The sequence below is a fragment of the Gordoniibacillus kamchatkensis genome, from assembly GCF_000829455.1.
In the GTDB taxonomy this organism is placed as follows: domain Bacteria; phylum Bacillota; class Bacilli; order Paenibacillales; family NBRC-103111; genus Gordoniibacillus; species Gordoniibacillus kamchatkensis.
Genome location: NZ_JXAK01000001.1, coordinates 25161 through 42566, shown reverse-complemented (window position 1 = coordinate 42566; position 17406 = coordinate 25161). Strand labels below are relative to the sequence as shown.

Here is a 17406-nt window from a genome sequence, read left to right as displayed (position 1 = left end):
CTGTGTGTAGTTATCATTTGTTTTCGAGCGATGATGTTTACCCGAACAACGTTTGAACGATATTCTCGGCATAGTTTTTTTGAGCCGACTTCGATTCGGTTTCGCCCAGAAATTGCAGCTGAAACGCCCGCTGAAAACAGGCGCCGAGCAGCAAGTCCGCAACGATCCTCGGTTTTAATCCGGGAGCGATGCGTCCGTTCGTTTGTTCGGCATGGAGATATGCGGCCACCGTTTCGTTAGGCCTGTGCGGACCTTCGTTGCGCTCCCGAAACCCGTCCCGGTGGCCGGTCAATAGTTCCGGTTCCGAGAAGACGGAGGCCAAGATGGGCATCGAATGGAGATAGAACGCTAGCGCCGCTTCCGCAACCTCCGTCAAGGTTTCCTGCACGGTTCCAGTACCCACGCGCTTCGGCAAGGACACTAGCGTTTTTTTGAAGTTCGGAAGCAGCTGTCCTCTCGTTACTTGCAAAAAAATATCGTCCTTGCCTTTAAAGTAAAGGTACAAACTCCCTTCCGAGCATCCGGCGATGCGGGCAATCTCTTTCGTTGTCGCCCGAGCCAGCCCTTTGTCTCGAATCACTTGTTCCGCCGCGTGCAAAATTCTTTCTTTGATGTCCAAATAAACCACCCGCTTTTTCGCTGTTTGGAATTGTATGGAAGGATTTATGCTTATTATGAGTGAGCGCTCACTTATTGTCAATCAAAAAAAATAAGATAAAATCATAACTTTTTATTACTTTGAATGAGTGAGCGCTCATTTTCCCATTCCCTGGACTGGGCAGCCTCCACTCATGGCAGATCCGCTTGGCAAGGGCGATCCGATCGCCGGCCTGTCGAGGGCATCGCGAGGCGCGACATCTAAAAACGCGCAAAACCTCCTGAACTCTTGGCGCAAAGCCGCGAAGTTCAGGAGGTTTTGTCGTGTTCGCCGGGCCGTTTCGCGAAGGGACGAGCGTCAGCGCTGCGCCGCAAGCTCGACCGCTTGCCGCACGAAGCCGTCCCCCTGCGCCAGCAGCTCGCCCGCGCGGGCCGCGTCGACGCCGGCCAGCAGCATGACGATGGCCGTCTTGACATGGCCGCCGCTCGCATACGTAACGGCGTTCACATCGTCGTCGTTCGCGCCGGTCGCGAGCCGGATGATCCGCTTGGAGCGGTAGACCAGCTTCTCGTTCGTCGGAACGAGATCGACCATCAAGTTGTCGTACACTTTGCCGATGCGGATCATCGCCGTCGTCGTCAGCATGTTCAAAATCATTTTTTGCGCGGTGCCCGATTTCATGCGCGTCGAGCCGAGCACGACTTCGGGGCCGACGACGGCTTCCAGCATCAGGTCGGCGCAATCCCGCATCGGCGAATCCAAATTGTTGCACAGGCCGATGACGGAAGCGCCGAGCTCTTTCGCCCGCCGCATCGCGCCGAGCACGTACGGCGTGCGGCCGCTTGCCGCGATGCCGACGACGACGTCGCTGGCCGTTACGCCGCGCTCGTCGAGATCGGAGGCGCCGTTCTCGGCGTGGTCCTCGGCCCCCTCGACGGCGTCGCGAATCGCTTTGTCGCCGCCGGCGATAATGCCTTGCACCATCGACGGATCGGTGCCGAACGTCGGCGGGCATTCCGACGCATCGAGGATGCCGAGCCGTCCGCTCGTGCCGGCGCCGACGTAAAACATTCGCCCGCCGCGCTTGAAGGCGGCGATGATGAGGTCCGTGGCGGCGGCAATATCCGGCAAAATCGCCTCGACAGCCGCAGTTACCTTGCGGTCTTCCTCATGGATGCGGCGCACGATGTCGAGCGTGCTGAGCCGGTCAATGCCTCGCGTATGTTCATTCACTTGTTCCGTCGTCAGTTTGCTGAGCAAGTTACTCATGTTGAAAGCTCCTTTAAGATCGTTATCGTTCCGCAGCGGGAGAGGCTGCCAGCAGCGCGGCTCCGTGCGCAGCGGAGCGTTTCATCGGCACGGGCCGCAGCTGCGAAGAAACTTGGCGCAGCTCGGCTTCGTACGCAGCGCGGAACAAAGCCGAGCGGGTGAAGATCGATCCCGCCAACACGAGCTCTCCGCTCGCAAAAGGCGGGTGGCGGCGCACGAGCGCCGCCGTCTGCGCCGCCAGCTTCTGCGCTTCCTCGCGCAGCACCGCTTGCGCCGCCTCATCGCCGTCTGCGCCCGCTTCGATGCAAATTCGGGCGAAGCCGGCGAAGTCCTGCTTTTTCCTCTCGGGCGCGTATACGTAATCTTTCAGCTCCGGCGGCGAGGCGATCCCTATGCGCTCCAGCACCATCTCCGTCATCCGGGTCGGCGGCAAAATGCCGTCAAAGCTGTCCATGACAGTTTGCAGCGTGCGCAGACCGATCGCGTAGCCGCTGCCCCAGTCGCCGAGCAGATGGCCCCAGCCGCCGGCGCGCAGCTTGCGCCCGTCAGCGGTAATGCCGTACACGATCGAGCCGGTGCCGCTGATCGCGACCATACCGGCCAGCTGCCGAGTCGTGCCGTACAGAGCGATCTCCGCGTCGTTGCCGACAAGGAGCCGCATATGCTCCGGCACGCCGCGCAGGCGGGCGTACCGAAGCAAAGCGTCGCGCCACTTGCGGCGCTCTTCGTCGCGATCGGCTCCGGCTAGGCCGATACAGATGCCGGCGCAATCCGACGCCGAGAGTGTGCCGGACGTCCATAGCCGATCCAAAATATCGGTGACGGCGCTGACTGCCTGCTCGAAGCCGACGGCGAACACGTTGCTGGCGCCGCCGACCATTTCCGCTATAGGCGCCTCCCCGCCGAGCTCGAGGGCAACGGCTTCCGTTTTCGTGCCGCCGCCGTCTATCCCTATCGTGTATTGCAATGTTTTCACCCGCTTCTTTATGCATATTACGTGATACGTGAGCTTTTTCCTGTAGTATAAAATAGTTAACACGCTTTGTAAAACAAAATTTCAGATAATAAAAAACATCTTGAAATATTATTTCACACAAGCTATAATGGGCTCATTGGAATGGAAGCGATATCATTCCCATTTACTGTTAGGGGGGGCACGCAAACGTGAGAAAAAGCAAATGGTTAGTATGGAGCCTTGTGCTCGCGCTTGTATTCGTAACGGCTGCATGCAGCAAAAAAGATCCGGCGCCGAGCGCAAGCGGAGGCACGGGAACGGGCGGCAAAGACGCGCCCAAAACCGAGCAGCAAGGCAAGCCGGACACCGTTAAAGTATGGACTTATCCCGTACATGCGAAATATGAAGACGATTTGAAAGATCTGATCAAAGATTTCAACGCCAAATACCCGAACATCAAGGTCGAATACGAAATGCTGTCATGGGCGGAAGGTCCGAAGAAATTCGACGTCGCGCTCAACGCGGGCGATCCGCCGGACCTGTACTTCCACGCCGTAAGCGGCCAATATGTGAGCACAGGCCTCGCGCTGCAGCTCGACCAATACTTGACCCCCGAAATTAAAGGCGACTACTTGCCGGGAACGCTCGACCTGGCGAAAATCCAGGGCAAGCAGTACGGCCTGCCGCTGTACCAATTCCAGTGGGGCTGGGGCGGCAACAAGCGCATCCTCGAGGAAGCCGGCGTAGACTGGAAAAAAATTCAGCAGCAAGGCTGGACGTGGAGCGAGTTCGCGGAAATCGCCAAGAAGCTGACGAAGAAGCTTCCGGACGGCAGCATGCAGTACGGTCTCGTCACCGACGGCAACGGCGCCAACAACGACTTTATCCAGCTTGTGACGCGCAACTCCGGCCTGGACGACGTCGTCGACAAAGACGGCAAGTTCATCTGGAACGACGACCGCATCCTCGACTCCTTGAAATTTATCGACGGCCTGATGAAGAGCGGCGTTATGCCGAAAGAAACGGCGGCGCTCGCAGCGCAAAAACGGACCGATATGTTCTATGCCGGCCAGGCGGCGATTATTTCCAAAGCGATTCCTTACTATGACGTTATGATCGCGAACCGCAACAAAGATATCGACGCAGGCAAAGTGAAGGGCGAGAAAATCGACTACATCCAGCTGCCCGTGCCGCACAACGATAAGTATCCGGCGAAAACGACGTCCGGCGCCGAAGGCTATGTCGCCTTCAAACAGAAGAACGACAAAGGCGAAGAGCACGCGAAAAACACGTTCCTCGTCATGGAAGCTTTGAGCGGCGCGAAAGCCGGCAACTCCGCCAACGAGCTGTGCCTGCCGTTCGTCCGCCAGTCGCAGGCGAAGCTGTTCGAAGGCAAAGGCCTGGCGCAGCCGTACAACAAGGCGGCCGCAGAAGCGATGGCAAAAAGCGTGGCGATGCCGGTCGATCTGACGATCAGCGCCGACACGTCGGCGAAAGTGAAGCAGTACTACGAGCAAGTGGTGAAGCCGGGCGTGCAGGCGCTGTTCACCGGGTCCAAGACGCCTGATCAGCTGGCGGACGAATTCAAATCCAAAGGCAAACAAATTTTGGGTCAGTAAACCATTGGAAGAAGCCCCGTATAGCTAGATTATATGGGGCTTTTCTTTCTATACAATCGGCAGCTGTCCGTTAGCCAGCAAGGAGGGTTTTATGCGGTCGACTACCTCGCATGCCGCCGGAAGCGGAGCCGCGCGCTTTCGCCAGTTTTTGCGGAACTACGGCTGGGCGTACGCGTTCATCGCCGTGCCGGTGCTGCTCTTTCTCGTATTTACGCTTTACCCGGTCGGTTGGGCGTTCGTCATCAGTTTTCAAAAGTACGGCATTTTGAAGTCGACATGGGTCGGTTTCGACAACTATACGTACATGTTCAAGGACGACGTGTTCTGGAAGTCGATGCGGAACACCGTCATTTTCACGATCGGGACCGTTCCCGTCAACATCTTGATTTCCTTCGGGCTGGCGTTTCTCATTTTCCAGCTGAAGCAGCGGGCGCAGACGTTTTTCAAGGCGGTGCTGTACCTGCCGACCGTCGCCTCCGGCGTTACGCTGTCGATCGTCTGGATCGCGATTTTCGATCCGACGCCGAGCGGGATGCTGAACCGTCTGCTCATCCAGCTCGGGCTCGACCCCGTCATCTGGCTCGGGCAAAAAAGCACGGCCTTGTTTTCGCTCATGCTGATGAGCTGGCTCGGCTCGCACGGCAGCGGCATCATTTTGTACCTGGCGGCGATGGGCGGCATTCCGAAATCGCTGTACGAGGCGGCGGACATCGACCATGCGAGCGGCTGGAAAAAGTTCTCGCGCATTACGTGGCCGCTGCTCAAGCCGACGACGCTGTACCTGCTCGTCACCGGCGTCATTACGTCGTTCCAGGTATTCATTTCGGTCTACTTGATGACGCAAGGCGGCCCGGACTTCGCGACGACGACGATCGCCTATTTGATTTACCAGACGGCGTTCAACTTCAACCAGTTCGGCCTCGCTTCGGCGCAGGCGTTCGTGCTGGCGGCGGTTATCGTCATTGTCTCCGTGCTGCAGTTCAAATTTTTCTCGACGGATATCGAGTACTAGGGGGGCCGGGGCATGACATCCAAATCGAAAATCGCGCTGATTGCCGTCGCCCTTGCCGTCCTTATCGTCTGGGCGTTCGTCACCGTCATACCGCTGTACTGGATGTTCATCGGATCGTTCCAGGACTCGGCGGCGTCGGCCGTCTTTAAGCCGCAAATGATTCCGGAAATATGGTCGATCGCCCCTTACGAGCGGTTTTTCCACAAAGCGGCGGCGGTCCGCTGGATCGTCAATTCGGTCATCGTCGCTTCCGTGGTGACGGTCACGAACGTGTTTTTCGCCTCGCTTGCCGGCTACGCCTTCGCCAAGCTGAAATTTCCGGGCAGCAAGACGATCTTTTGGGCTCTCTTGACGACGATGATGATCCCGGCGCAAGTGACGCTTATTCCGCTCTATATTCTCATGATCAACATTTTTCAGCTCGGCGATACGTACACGGCGATCGTGCTGCCGGCGGTCGTATCCGTCGGCAACGTTTTCCTGATGAAGCAGTATATGTCGACGCTGCCGACATCGCTCATCCATGCGGCGCGCATCGACGCCTGCAGCGAGTTCGGCATTTACCGCAAGGTGATATTGCCGATGGCCAAGCCGGGTCTTGCGGTGCTGGCAATTTTTACGTTCGTGGCGCAGTGGAACGAGTTTTTTTGGCCGCTGCTCGTGACGAAGAGCTCCGAGATGCGCACGATACAGGTCGGCCTCGCCAGCTTCGTGTTCGCGGAATCGACTGACTACGGAGCCATTATGGCGGGAGCCAGCGTCGGCGCGCTGCCGATGGTCATTCTGTTCTTCTCGCTGCAGCGTTATTTCCTGCAAGGCATTACGGTAGGCGCCGTCAAAGGGTGATTGGGGGGGAGGTTTCCGCATGGCACGCGTGGAATTTAAAAACATTGTGAAAGTATACGAAGACGAAAAAAGAGGCTCGTTCACCGCGGTGAAAGGGTCGAGCTTCGTCATCGAGGACCGCGAATTCGTCGTCTTCGTCGGGCCGTCGGGCTGCGGCAAAACGACGTCGCTGCGCATGATCGCCGGGCTGGAGCGGCAGACGAGCGGGGACATCAGGATCGGAGAGCGGGTCGTCAACGACTTGCATCCGAAAGACCGCGACATCGCGATGGTGTTCCAGGACTACGCGCTGTACCCGCACATGACGATCGCGGAAAATCTTTCCTTCGGCCTGCGCAATTTGAAGCGGCCGAAGGACGAGATCGAGCGCAAGGTGAAAGAGGCCTCGAGCATTCTCGGCCTGGGCGACATGCTGAGCCGCAAGCCGCGCGAGCTGAGCGGCGGCCAGCGGCAGCGCGTCGCCGTCGGCCGCGCGATCGTGCGCGATCCGCAGGTGTTCCTGTTCGACGAGCCGCTGTCGAACCTCGACGCCAAGCTGCGCATTCAGATGCGCGTCGAGCTGGCCGAGCTGCACAAGCGGCTCGGGGCGACGATCGTGTACGTGACGCACGATCAGGTGGAGGCGATGACGCTCGGCGAGCGCATCGTCGTCATGAACGAAGGGGAGATCCAGCAGATCGCCTCGCCGACGGAGCTGTACAACAAGCCGAACAATATGTTCGTGGCCGGCTTTATCGGCTCGCCGGCGATGAACTTCATCGACGCCCGCATTGGCGGCGGCCAAGCGCTGCTGGCGGGCGGCACGGCGTTCCCGCTGCCGGAGGCGGCGGCGCGCGCGCTTGGCGCGTATGAAGGCAAGCCGATCGTGCTCGGCGTCCGGCCGGAGCACATTTACGGCGAAGCGATGGCCCCGGACAGAGCGGGCAGCGCGAAGCTCGAGGCTCACGTGCAGGTCGTAGAGCAGCTCGGCGCCGAGAGTCTCGTCTACTTCCGCGTCGGGGAGCGCATGGTGACGGCGCGCGTCCATCCGGAGCTGCCGGTTGCGCTCGGTGCGCGGCAGACGTTCGTCCTCGATGCGGCGAAGCTGCATTGGTTCGATCCGCAGACGGAGCAGAGAATCGTGTTTTGATCGATGTTTGCAGAGTGTGCAGTTCACGCTGCGCGTTGAGGCGCAAGGTGCGGTGGCTGCCGTTTTGCACGGGGGCGATACCGCGCGGGCAGTTGCGTGCCGATCACGCCGTCATGCGGCTCCCGCAGCACGCCGGGCTGCCCCTCCGTTGCGCTGCGCATGAAATCGGGCGGAGGGACTGCTTTGCCGCGCGCGTTGGGCGAATTTGGCGGAAGCGGCTTGGCTTGCGTTTGCGGCATATCAAGCGGGGGGCGGCACGCCCGGGAAGGAGGTGGAGCGCATGAAAAAGCTGAGCGAAGTGCTGGTCCGGTCCGGAGTTTTGGTGTATCGGGAAATTACGGCGGTAGTGCTGCTGTCGCTCATCAGCTCGATTGTATTGATCCCGGCCGTGCTGATGCTGCCGGTTCCCGCCGCGGCGTTCGTGCTCTGTTTGCTGTATGTGCCGCTCGCGGCGGGCGCCCTCTATGCCGCGCACCAAGCGTCGCGCGAAGGCGGCATTCGCGCCGCATCGATGCTGCGCGGGACGGTGAAGCATTACGGCGCCTCGGCGCTGTTCGGCCTGCTGTGCGGCTTGTTCGCGCTTATCCTCGTCTCGTCCTGGTGGTATTACGGCTCGCGCAGCGGCACGCTGTACTTCGGGCTGGCCGTGTTTCAGACGTACTTTGTGGCGATGGTGCTCGTCTCGCAGTTTTATACGCTGCCGCTCGTCGTCCAGGAAGGCGTCGGCATAGGCGCGGCGATGGGGCAAAGCGTGAAGCTGTTTTTCAAGCACCCGGGCTACACGGTCGGAGCATGCCTGCAGGCGGCGGCCATCGGCGTGCTGCTGCTTGTGACGGTCGTCGGATATGCAGCGCTGTATGTAGGAGCGCTCGCTATGTACTGGAACGCTGCCGCCGCGAACGTGATCAGGCCCGCGGACGATAAGGCATGACTCAAGAATGAGGCAGGAGAGAGAGGCACGAACCCTGGTTTCTGAGGAGCGGAGGGGAATGCCTCTTTTTCGAAGTTCGGCGCCGGTTTCCCCGGCCTCAGCCGGTTGCGGCAAGGACTGAAGGTGCTGAGCCGGGGGGTGAAGGCAGTAGCGGAACGCTGTTCCGTCCCTCGGGCATCATAGCTGCCCCGGCCTCAGCCGATTCAACTGAGGTGCACAAGGCAATAGCGGAACGCTGTTCCGTTAAGCCGGGTATTTCCCGTTATTTCCCGGAATTAGCGGCACAGGAATCCGTTATTCGCCATTCAAAACGTAAATTTAGCGGTCTTGCCCGGCAATCGATCGTTGATAGCGGAACGGTGTTCCGTTAACTCGCCGCTGTTGTAGCTCGAACCTTTGAATAGCGGAACCCTGTTCCGTTAAGCCGAGCGTTCAGGCTGCCCTACTTTCTCTGGCAGCCTGCCATTCGCTCCCTTTCACCGATTCGGAATGTTTCAGGCAAAGCGAAATAAAAATCTTTCATAACGGCAGGAAAAGCTCCCGGCATACGATCCGGTTTCGCTGCGCGAAGCTTTGCGGACGCAGCTCGTCGAATAGGCCCGCCAGGAGCTTATCATGCGGCATAAATGCGGAAGGAAGTGGTTTTGGCCATGAAAGCTGTCGTACAAACAGGGGCGGACCGGCTTGCCGAAGCCGAAGCGGCGTGGCTCCCGGACGCCAGAATCGGGCTGCTGACGAATCCGACCGGGATCAATGCGCGGTTCGAATCGACCATCGAGCTGCTCGCAGGCTCGAAGCGCGCCAAGCTGGCGGCGCTGCTCGCTTGCGAGCACGGCATACGCGGCGACCGCCAAGCCGGCGTGCTGTTCGAAGACGAACGCGACGAGCGGCTCGGCATCCCGGTATTCAGCCTTTACAGCGCCGCCGGAAAACGGCTCCAGCCGCACATGCTGGAGGCGATAGACGCCGTTGTGTTCGATATTCAAGACGTAGGGGTGCGTTTCTACACGTATTTGTCCACGCTTCTGATGCTGCTTGAGGAGTGCGCTGCGGCTGGCAAGCCGCTAGTCGTGCTCGACCGGCCGAATCCGTTCGGCAGCGGCGCAGGAGAAGGCGGACTGCTCGCGCCCGGCTTCGAGTCGTTCGTCGGCGCAGCGCGGCTGCCGATCTGCACTGGCTTGACGATTGGAGAGACGGCGCTTTACATGAACTCGCTGCTGGCACAGAAGTGCGAACTGACCGTCGTCCCGCTCGCCGGCTGGGACCGGAGCATGACGTACGAGCGGACGGGGCTGCCTTGGATGGTGCCGTCGCCGAACATGCCGACGCCGGAAACGGTGCGGGTGTACGGCGGCACATGCCTGTTCGAAGGCACGAACTTGTCCGAAGGCCGGGGCACGACGCGCCCGTTCGAGCTGATCGGCGCGCCGTGGGTCAACGGCGAGCGGCTGGCGCGCGAATTGAACGGGCGGGGATTGCCGGGGGTGCATGCGCTCCCGTGGCATTTTACCCCGACGTTCTCCAAGCATCAGGGCGAGCTGTGCGGCGGCGTGCGGCTGTTCGTCACCGAGCCGGCAGCGTACCGTCCTGTCCTTACAGGCTTGCATCTTCTTGACGCCGTACAATCGCTGTTCCCCGACCGCTTCGCCTGGCTGCCGCCGTATCGCGAGGGCGGACGGCCGTTTATCGATCTGCTGACAGGCGGCGACGCCGTCCGGACGACCCTCGGCAAGCCGGGCGGATTGTCCCGCATCCTGCAAGATTGGGAGCGGGATGAAGCGCTGTGGAACGAGCTGCGCCGCCCGTATTGCCTGTATAACTGAACCGGAGGTGCCGTGGTGGCATGGACATTCGCAAGTTGACCCTGGAACAAAAATCGGCCAGCTCGTCATGATCGGTTTCGCCGGCCTGACGCCGTCCGCAGAGGCGCTTCGCCTCGTGCGCGACTATCGGGTCGGCGGCATTATTTATTTTGCCCGCAACGTGCAGAACGTGCGCCAAGTGGCGGAGCTGAGCGATTCGCTGCAGCAGGCGGCGCGCGAGGCCGGGACGCTTCCGCTTTGGATCGCGATCGATCAGGAGGGGGGCATGGTGGCGCGCATTACGGACGGCGTCGCGCTCATGCCCGGCGCGATGGCGCTCGCTGCCGGCGGCGTGCCGGAAGCGGCGTACCGGGCGGCGCGCATTTGCGGCGAGGAGCTGCGCGCGCTCGGCATCAACCTTAACTTCGCGCCGGTGCTCGACGTTAACAACAATCCGCGCAATCCCGTCATCGGCGTGCGCTCTTTCGGCGAGAATGCGGAGTCCGTCGCGGCGTTCGGAGCCGCGGCGGTACGCGGCTTGCAGGACGCGGGGGTGGCGGCGACGGCGAAACATTTTCCCGGCCATGGAGATACTGAGACCGACTCGCACCTCGACTTGCCGGTCGTGCCGCACGGGCGCGAGCGCATGTTTGCCGTCGAGCTGAAGCCGTTCGTGGCGGCTATCGCTGCGGGTGTCGATTGCATCATGTCGTCGCATATTTATTTCCCGGCGTTTGAAGAGCGCAAGCTGCCCGTTACGCTGTCGCCGAGCGTGCTGACCGGCCTGCTGCGGGAAGAGCTCGGCTACGACGGGGTCATCGTTACCGACTGTATGGAGATGCACGCGATATCGAAGCATTACGGCACGGTAGAAGCTTCGGTCATGGCGATTGAAGCCGGAGCGGACGCTGTGCTCATCAGCCATACGTACGAGCTGCAGGTCGGCGCGATCGAGGCTATTACGGCTGCGGTCCGTTCCGGCCGGTTAAGCGAGGAGCGAATCGATGCGTCGGTACGGCGCCTGCTTGCGCTGAAGGAAAAGCGCGGCCTGCTGCAGAACGGCAAGCCGGCGCCGCTGGACGAGCGTCTCGCGGCGGTCGGTGCGGCGGAGCACCTGGAAGCGGCAGCGGCGCTCAGCCTTGCCGGCGTCACCGTCGTCAAAAACGACGGCAGCCTGCTCCCGTTCGCCGCGCAGCCGACGCTTGTCCTCGCCGTTGAGCCGGCTGTCGTGGCGATGGTCGACGACGAACTGGATGCACGTCATACGCTGGGCGGGGCGCTTGCCGCGCTCGGCTGCGACGTGCAGGAGCTGGCGATTCCGCTGGCGCAGACGTCGGTTCTGCGTGCCCGGGCGCTCGAACTGGCAGCCGGTTACGAGCAAATTGTCGTAACGACGTATAACGCCCATTTCGATGCCGAGCAGCAGGCGCTTGTTCTCGATCTGCTCGCGCTCGGCAAAAGGCCGATCGTCGTGGCGACGCGCAATCCGTATGACCTGCTCGCGTTTCCCGACGTGCCGGCTTATGTGTGCACGTACGAAAGCCGACCGCTCGCGCTTCGCAGCGCGGCGCAAGTGCTGGCCGGCCGCGCGGCGGCGCGCGGCAAGCTGCCCGTGTCGGTAGGCGCAAATTATACTATAGGCTGGGGGGTTACCACAGATGCTCGTTGAACTGCTGAATAAACGGGAAAAGCTTGTCGTCGGACTGATGTCCGGCACTTCGCTGGACGGCATCGACGCCGCGATCGTCCGCATCGCAGGGGCGGGAATCGGGAGCAAGGCGGAGCTCGTCGCCTTCTCGGCGCTGCCTTACGAGGACGAGCTGAGGGAGCGGCTGAAGGCAGTATGCACGCCGGACGAGTCAAGCACGCCGGAGGTGTGCGGCCTCAATTTCTACCTCGGCCACAGGTTCGCCGCCGCCGTGCGCCAGGCAGTGCGCGAAGCGGGGCTCCGGCTGGAAGACATCGACCTGATCGCTTCCCACGGCCAGACGGTGTGGCACATTCCGGTCGCCGACGCGGACGACAAATATTTGGTGCGTTCCACGCTCCAGATCGGCGATATTAGCGTCATTGCCAAAGAAACCGGTATCGTCACGGTCGGCGATTTCCGAACCGCGGATATGGCTGTCGGCGGCCAAGGGGCGCCTCTGGCGCCTTACGCGGACTTCCTGCTGCTCCGCGACGAGACGAGAGGACGCATCGCCCAAAACGTCGGCGGCATCGGCAACTGCGCCGCCATTCCAGCAGCCGGCCGGCCGAAGCAAACGATCGCGTTCGACACGGGACCGGGCAATATGATCATCGATCAGGCCGTGTATGAGCTGAGCGGCGGCACGCAAAGCTACGACGAAGGCGGCCGCTGGGCGGCGCAAGGCAAAGTGCGGGACGATCTTCTGGCCGAGCTGCTGGCGCATCCGTATTTTGCCCTTCCTCCCGTGAAGACGACGGGCCGAGAAATGTTCGGCAAAACGTTCGCTTCCGGCTGGATGGCCAAAGCGCAGGCGGCCGGAGCGGCCGCGGCCGACATCGTCGCCACGGCGACGGCGTTCACGGCCCATTCCATCGCGGACAGCTACCGTCAGTTCGTGTTTCCGCATATGGAAATCCACGATGTGATCGTATCCGGGGGCGGAGCCCGCAACGGGACGCTGATGCGCATGCTGGCCGAGCTGCTGCCGGCGCAGCGGGTCATCGCCTCGGACGAGTTCGGACTAAGCGGCGATGCCAAAGAAGCGATCGCGTTCGCGCTGCTTGGCAACAATTTCGTGCACGGCATCCCGAACAACTTGCCGTCGGCGACGGGGGCCAGCATGGCGACTGTAATGGGCAAACTGGCGCTGCCGTAAGGCCGGCCTTCTCTTGGAAAGTTTTGCGGGTTTTCAAATCAGGCGCGATATGGTAGCCTTTTTGGAGCCGAAACCTCTCGCTTATGGGAGGTGCGGGGGACGCATTAAAGGCGAACGATACGATACGGCACGCGGCGACGCGGGCAGCCGGCATCCGTTACGCTAGGGGTGAATCTCGGTTTGAACCCGAGTAGGGACTATCCTTTGTCCGAACCCGACAACTAACCTCGTAGGCAATACACTAAAGGAGAACTGCACCAATGACTATGTCGCCATTGAAGAAAACTTGGGCCGGCCTCGTATTAGGCTTGTCCATCGCCGGATTCAGCTTCGCTGCCGCAACCCCGGCGCATGCGGCGGTAGCCGCCAGCGGCACTTACATTACGCAAGACAACGATACGTTCTGGGTCGTTTCCCGCAAGCTGGGCATCCCGCTTCAGGATCTGCTCGACGCGAACCGCGGCATCGATCCGCTGAACGTATACGCGGGCATCACTTTCAAGCTTCCGGGTACAGTGCACGATGCAGCGGCGGGCGCGCCGAAAGTGCTGGCTGCCGAGACGAAAGCAGCAGCTCCGGCTCCTGCGCCGCAAGAGCCGACGGTCGCTACGGCATCCGGCTCGAAGCTGGCGTACAGCAAGCAGCTGAACGCCGTCGCCACTGCCTACACGGGCAGCCCGGAAGAAAACGGCGGTTGGGGCGGCATCGACTACTTCGGCAACGCGCTGAGGTTCGGTACGATCGCCGTCGACCCGAATATGATTCCGCTCGGCTCGAAAGTGTATGTGACCGGCTATAAGTTCGCCGGCATGCCGGATGGCTTCGTCGCCACCGCTTCGGACGTCGGCGGAGCGATCAAAGGCGGCCGCATCGACATTTTCATGCCGCATTCGGTCGGGAAAGCTGAGGACTTCGGCATGCAGAACGTGAATTTGTACGTATTGAAATAATTTTCCCGGCAAAAGCTTCCGGCCGCCCTTCCAGGCGGCCGGAAGCTTTTTTCATTTGTTTTTCGGCACGTGCAGCAGCTCGGGGACGGTGACGAATTGATATCCTTTGCTCTTAAGCTGCTTAATAACGGTGGGCAGCGCCTTGACCGTGCCCGATAAGTCCTGTGTCCCGCCCCCGCCGCAATGCTGCAAAACGATCGAGCCCGCCCGCGTCGAGGAGAGAATGTTTCTTGTCACCTGCTCCTCGCTCAAGCCTTTCCAATCCAACGAATCGACGTTCCAGTTGACGATCAGAAATTGGTGCTCGGCCGCCCATTTCACTTGATTTTCGTTAACCGCGCCGTAGGGCGGGCGGAACAGCTTCGGCTCGTAGCCGATCAAGCTTTTGAGCACCGCCTGCGTATGTTCGACCTGCTGTTCGAAGCTCGGATCCGACAGCTTCGGCAAATTCGCATGGTTGTACGAATGGTTGCCGACAACGTGCCCTTCCCGCACCATCCGGGCGATAAGCTCGGGATGCTGTTTGGCGCGGAAGCCGATAACGAAAAACGTTGCCTTGACGTTGTACTGTTTGAGCGTGTCCAGCACTTGAACGGTGAACTTGTCGTCCGGGCCGTCGTCGAACGTGAGGGCGATTTTGTTCTCGGCAGGGGAGCCGGATACTTTGAAGCTGGACGAATATTTTTGCCGCAGCTGGCCGAGCGAAAGCGCCTTTTGCGCGACGCGTTGCTGCTGCACCGGTATCGATTTTTTGTCCCCCCGCTCCTTTTTCGGCTTTGCGGCCGGCTTTCGATCAGCCGAAGCGGGTGGCGCCTGCCTGCTTCTGTCAGCGGCGGCCGGAGCTGCAGGGGAAGGGACCGGGGGCGGCACCGGCGCGGGTTCGGCTTTCCCGCCGCCGATCTCGGCTGGCTTGGACGACGGCGCGCGGTCAGGCGCGTTTGCCGGCCCGGGTGGCGGAATGCGGGCAGGTTCGCTAGCCGGGCCCGGCGGGGCTGGGGTCGGCTGCGGCGCTTGCAGCGCAGATTCGAGCTGGGCTGCGGGAGGCAGCGTAAGCGCCGCCGCTCCGCCTGGCGCCGAACTGCTGTCAGGCTTCAGGGAGCAGCCTGCAGATGCGGCGGACAGCAGTGCGCAGACAAGCGCGACGGTTGTGAGGTTCCTCATCGATGTTCCTCCCCGCGTTTGTTTCTTGTAGTTTGCTCGTCAGGGGGCATTTTATCCGAGGCGGCTAGAAAAAATTGGTTACATGATCGGCATCCAACTGGTTCAAAATGAACCAAGATATGTATACCCGTTTTCAGGAGGGACGATTGCTTTGCAACGGTTCATAAGACCGGTCGTGGCGGTGCTCGGGTGCGCTTGGCTGGGCCTTGCGCAGGGCGTTTTGCCGCAAGCTGCCATGTTGCGGCTTGCCGCAGCAGGAGCAGTTGCCGAGGCCGCGGCTCTGCCGCAGCTCGCCGCGAACGTTCAAGTGGGCAATACTTCGTCCGGTTTGGCAGGAGGGACCAATGTTCCCGAGCCGCCGGAGGCCCAGACCAGGCTCATTGTAGAGACGGCCGGCGATTATGTCGGGGCGCCTTACGTTTGGGGCGGAACGAAGCCCGGAGGGTTCGATTGCTCCGGCTTCGTGCAATACGTTTACCGCCGCCACGGCGTCGAGCTGCCGCGCACGTCACGGGAAATGTTCGCCGTCGGCGACGATGTGCGCGAGCTGCAGCCGGGCGACCTCGTCTTTTTTCGGACGGAGGGACGTAACGCTTCCCATGTCGGAATATATATGGGGGACAACCGCTTTATTTCGGCTACGACGTCGTACGGCGTACATGTCGCTAACCTCAATAGCACCTACTGGGGACCTAAGTACGTCGGCGCGAAGCGGGTACTGTAGTCCGCGGCGGAGCTCGGCCCTGTTTTCGTCCGGGCTTACGTGCACCGCTGCGTGTTACGGGTTAGCGTGGGGGATGCACAAAAAGGCTGCCGCAATTGCGTAAAACGAAATTGCGGCGGCCTTTTTTGCGTAGCGGCGCTCTGCAAGTGCTTTTGGAGCAACTGCCCGGGGCTCAGTGGGAGATTGCTGCAGAAGGGCTGCCGCAATTGCGTATAAAGCAACTACGATGGCTTTTTTTGCGCAACGTCGCTCTGCAAGTGCTTTTGGAGCAACAGCGGCGGATCCATCCCCATGGAGGGCTGAAACACCCGAAACGGACCAGGAAGCCGTTATTTTTGTCCAAACGGCATATTTTCAAACATAACGGTCTGACGAGACGTTATTTCGCAGGAAACGGTTCAAACGAGCGGTTCGCGCGCCATATAGCTGCAATTGGGTCCGTTAGAACGTCCAACAGAGGAACCATAGATCAAATAACGGATTGTGAGTCCGTTGCTTGCACTTGCAGCTTTAGCGCAAAGGAATTGACCCAAAAATAGAACTTGTCCAGCCCGTTGTCAAGTAGAGACGATGCTAACGCCAATCTAAGAATTAAACTACTTACTGAGATTCGGAATGATCGTAAATGCCTCGACAGATTCCGAGGCCGGCTTCACGCCGTGCCGAGACCTGCTCATCACGCTCTAAGCCGCGCCCCTTCCGCATGATCGGCATTATCGGCGCAACTGTATCACCAGCAGCCCCAAATATTCTTTCAGCGCGGTTCCGGTCATCTCCATGCCGGACGGCGTCATCATGAACAACAGCGGCGTGGGCGATAAAGAGCCATCGGCCGCATAATCGGTCGGCACGGGGACAGCGGCAACGCCTTCGCGGCTGAACAAAGCTAAGGCCCGGGGCATGTGCCAAGCGGAAGTGACGAGCAGCGGGCGGGTAAAGCCGTTCGCCCGCATCAAACGAGCTGTATTCGCCGCGTTCTCCTCCGTGTTGCGGCTCGTTCGCTCGAGCCGGATTTGCCGGTCCGGGATGCCAAGGCCGAGCAGCTCGCGCCGCACTGCTTCCGCTTCATTGGCGCTTGCCGCGAACACTTGCCCGCCGCTGACGATGAGCGGCAGGCCGGTGTCCCGCGCCAGCCTGGCAGCGGTGACGAGCCGCCCGGCGGTAGAGCTCGAGACGTGGCCGAGTTCGCCGCCAATATTCGGCGTGCCCAGCGTGGCGCCGCCCGTCAGCAGCACGATACAATCGGCGCCGGTTGTACCGGTGGGGGGCGCGTAGCGCTGCTCCAGCGAACGCATTAGCGTCGAACCGACTAAAGGCGTGCCGGACAACCAGAAGAGAACGGTGGCGGCGGCAACCGCCAGCGCGGTTTTCACGCGGCGGGAACGAACGAAGAGCCAAACCGCTGCTGCGGCGAACAACAGGGCGAAGCAGGCGGGAGGAAGCACAAGCGAGTACATCGCCTTGATCAGCATGAGCAGCATGTTGTGCGGCCACGCTCCTTTTCCGGCAATCTTGACACTTCCCTCCAACTTTGCCATGCTAGAAACAAAAATGCAAGGGAGAT

At 60.7% G+C, this 17406-nt stretch carries 15 protein-coding genes and 1 riboswitch; of the genes, 10 read left to right on the top strand and 5 right to left on the bottom strand.

Features of this window, described 5'->3' with window-relative positions:
• Positions 1-37 precede the first annotated feature (37 nt).
• The 3 genes from SD70_RS00190 to SD70_RS00180 all read right to left on the bottom strand — a co-directional run bounded on the left by SD70_RS00190 (position 38) and on the right by SD70_RS00180 (position 2843).
• A complete protein-coding gene (locus SD70_RS00190) occupies positions 38-619 on the bottom strand; it encodes a TetR/AcrR family transcriptional regulator (protein WP_041044714.1) in 582 nt (193 codons plus the stop codon).
• Between the two features lie 336 nt (positions 620-955).
• A complete protein-coding gene (gene murQ / locus SD70_RS00185; RefSeq protein WP_041044713.1) occupies positions 956-1867 on the bottom strand; it encodes an N-acetylmuramic acid 6-phosphate etherase in 912 nt (303 codons plus the stop codon).
• Positions 1868-1889: 22 nt separating this feature from the next.
• On the bottom strand, positions 1890-2843 hold the full coding sequence (locus SD70_RS00180; protein ID WP_197080886.1) for a BadF/BadG/BcrA/BcrD ATPase family protein: 954 nt from the start codon (positions 2841-2843) through the stop codon (positions 1890-1892).
• A gap of 188 nt (positions 2844-3031) precedes the next feature.
• On the opposite strand from SD70_RS00180, the gene SD70_RS00175 reads away from it, so the two are divergent.
• The 9 genes from SD70_RS00175 to SD70_RS39055 all read left to right on the top strand — a co-directional run bounded on the left by SD70_RS00175 (position 3032) and on the right by SD70_RS39055 (position 13957).
• Positions 3032-4441: an ABC transporter substrate-binding protein gene (locus SD70_RS00175; RefSeq protein WP_041044711.1), complete on the top strand. Its 1410-nt coding sequence runs from the start codon at positions 3032-3034 to the stop codon at positions 4439-4441.
• A 91-nt stretch (positions 4442-4532) separates the two neighbouring features.
• Positions 4533-5453: a carbohydrate ABC transporter permease gene (locus SD70_RS00170; protein ID WP_041044710.1), complete on the top strand. Its 921-nt coding sequence runs from the start codon at positions 4533-4535 to the stop codon at positions 5451-5453.
• 12 nt (positions 5454-5465) lie between these two features.
• Complete coding sequence (locus SD70_RS00165) at positions 5466-6299, top strand: carbohydrate ABC transporter permease (protein ID WP_041044709.1); 834 nt, start codon at positions 5466-5468, stop codon at positions 6297-6299.
• Positions 6300-6318: 19 nt separating this feature from the next.
• The gene (locus SD70_RS00160) at positions 6319-7428 is read left to right on the top strand and encodes an ABC transporter ATP-binding protein (RefSeq protein WP_041044708.1); all 1110 of its coding nucleotides are present in this window, start codon (positions 6319-6321) and stop codon (positions 7426-7428) included.
• A 280-nt stretch (positions 7429-7708) separates the two neighbouring features.
• The gene (locus SD70_RS00155; RefSeq protein WP_052486923.1) at positions 7709-8359 is read left to right on the top strand and encodes a hypothetical protein; all 651 of its coding nucleotides are present in this window, start codon (positions 7709-7711) and stop codon (positions 8357-8359) included.
• A 650-nt stretch (positions 8360-9009) separates the two neighbouring features.
• Complete coding sequence (locus tag SD70_RS00150) at positions 9010-10182, top strand: exo-beta-N-acetylmuramidase NamZ family protein (protein ID WP_041044850.1); 1173 nt, start codon at positions 9010-9012, stop codon at positions 10180-10182.
• 7 nt (positions 10183-10189) lie between these two features.
• Positions 10190-11830: a beta-N-acetylhexosaminidase gene (gene nagZ / locus SD70_RS00145; RefSeq protein ID WP_041044707.1), complete on the top strand. Its 1641-nt coding sequence runs from the start codon at positions 10190-10192 to the stop codon at positions 11828-11830.
• Positions 11820-13007, top strand: coding sequence for an anhydro-N-acetylmuramic acid kinase (locus tag SD70_RS00140; RefSeq protein WP_041044706.1), 1188 nt, complete (start codon positions 11820-11822; stop codon positions 13005-13007). The genes nagZ and SD70_RS00140 overlap by 11 nt, the downstream gene beginning before the upstream one ends.
• A gap of 55 nt (positions 13008-13062) precedes the next feature.
• A riboswitch (cyclic di-AMP (ydaO/yuaA leader) is annotated at positions 13063-13259 on the top strand.
• Positions 13260-13267: 8 nt separating this feature from the next.
• Positions 13268-13957: a 3D domain-containing protein gene (locus tag SD70_RS39055; RefSeq protein WP_041044705.1), complete on the top strand. Its 690-nt coding sequence runs from the start codon at positions 13268-13270 to the stop codon at positions 13955-13957.
• Positions 13958-14008: 51 nt separating this feature from the next.
• Here SD70_RS39055 and SD70_RS00130 read toward each other — a convergent pair whose 3' ends face one another.
• Positions 14009-15118 carry a polysaccharide deacetylase family protein gene (locus tag SD70_RS00130; RefSeq protein WP_041044704.1) on the bottom strand — a complete coding sequence of 370 codons (1110 nt, stop codon included), beginning with the start codon at positions 15116-15118 and terminating at the stop codon, positions 14009-14011.
• A 151-nt stretch (positions 15119-15269) separates the two neighbouring features.
• Between SD70_RS00130 and SD70_RS00125 the strand changes: the two genes are divergently transcribed.
• Complete coding sequence (locus tag SD70_RS00125) at positions 15270-15842, top strand: C40 family peptidase (RefSeq protein WP_052486887.1); 573 nt, start codon at positions 15270-15272, stop codon at positions 15840-15842.
• A gap of 713 nt (positions 15843-16555) precedes the next feature.
• On the opposite strand, the gene SD70_RS00115 is transcribed toward SD70_RS00125, so the two are convergent.
• Positions 16556-17323 carry a YdcF family protein gene (locus tag SD70_RS00115; RefSeq protein ID WP_231570962.1) on the bottom strand — a complete coding sequence of 256 codons (768 nt, stop codon included), beginning with the start codon at positions 17321-17323 and terminating at the stop codon, positions 16556-16558.
• Between the last annotated feature and the right edge of the window lie 83 nt (positions 17324-17406).

Excerpts from the sequence above, each read along its gene's own strand:
- murQ (WP_041044713.1), bottom strand. The coding sequence starts at position 1,867 with ATGAGTAACTTGCTCAGCAAACTGACGACGGAACAAGTGAATGAACAT.
- SD70_RS00170 (WP_041044710.1), top strand. The coding sequence starts at position 4,533 with ATGCGGTCGACTACCTCGCATGCCGCCGGAAGCGGAGCCGCGCGCTTT.
- SD70_RS00165 (WP_041044709.1), top strand. The coding sequence starts at position 5,466 with ATGACATCCAAATCGAAAATCGCGCTGATTGCCGTCGCCCTTGCCGTC.
- SD70_RS00160 (WP_041044708.1), top strand. The coding sequence starts at position 6,319 with ATGGCACGCGTGGAATTTAAAAACATTGTGAAAGTATACGAAGACGAA.
- SD70_RS00155 (WP_052486923.1), top strand. The coding sequence starts at position 7,709 with ATGAAAAAGCTGAGCGAAGTGCTGGTCCGGTCCGGAGTTTTGGTGTAT.
- SD70_RS00150 (WP_041044850.1), top strand. The coding sequence starts at position 9,010 with ATGAAAGCTGTCGTACAAACAGGGGCGGACCGGCTTGCCGAAGCCGAA.
- SD70_RS00140 (WP_041044706.1), top strand. The coding sequence starts at position 11,820 with ATGCTCGTTGAACTGCTGAATAAACGGGAAAAGCTTGTCGTCGGACTG.
- SD70_RS39055 (WP_041044705.1), top strand. The coding sequence starts at position 13,268 with ATGACTATGTCGCCATTGAAGAAAACTTGGGCCGGCCTCGTATTAGGC.
- SD70_RS00130 (WP_041044704.1), bottom strand. The coding sequence starts at position 15,118 with ATGAGGAACCTCACAACCGTCGCGCTTGTCTGCGCACTGCTGTCCGCC.
- SD70_RS00115 (WP_231570962.1), bottom strand. The coding sequence starts at position 17,323 with ATGCTGCTCATGCTGATCAAGGCGATGTACTCGCTTGTGCTTCCTCCC.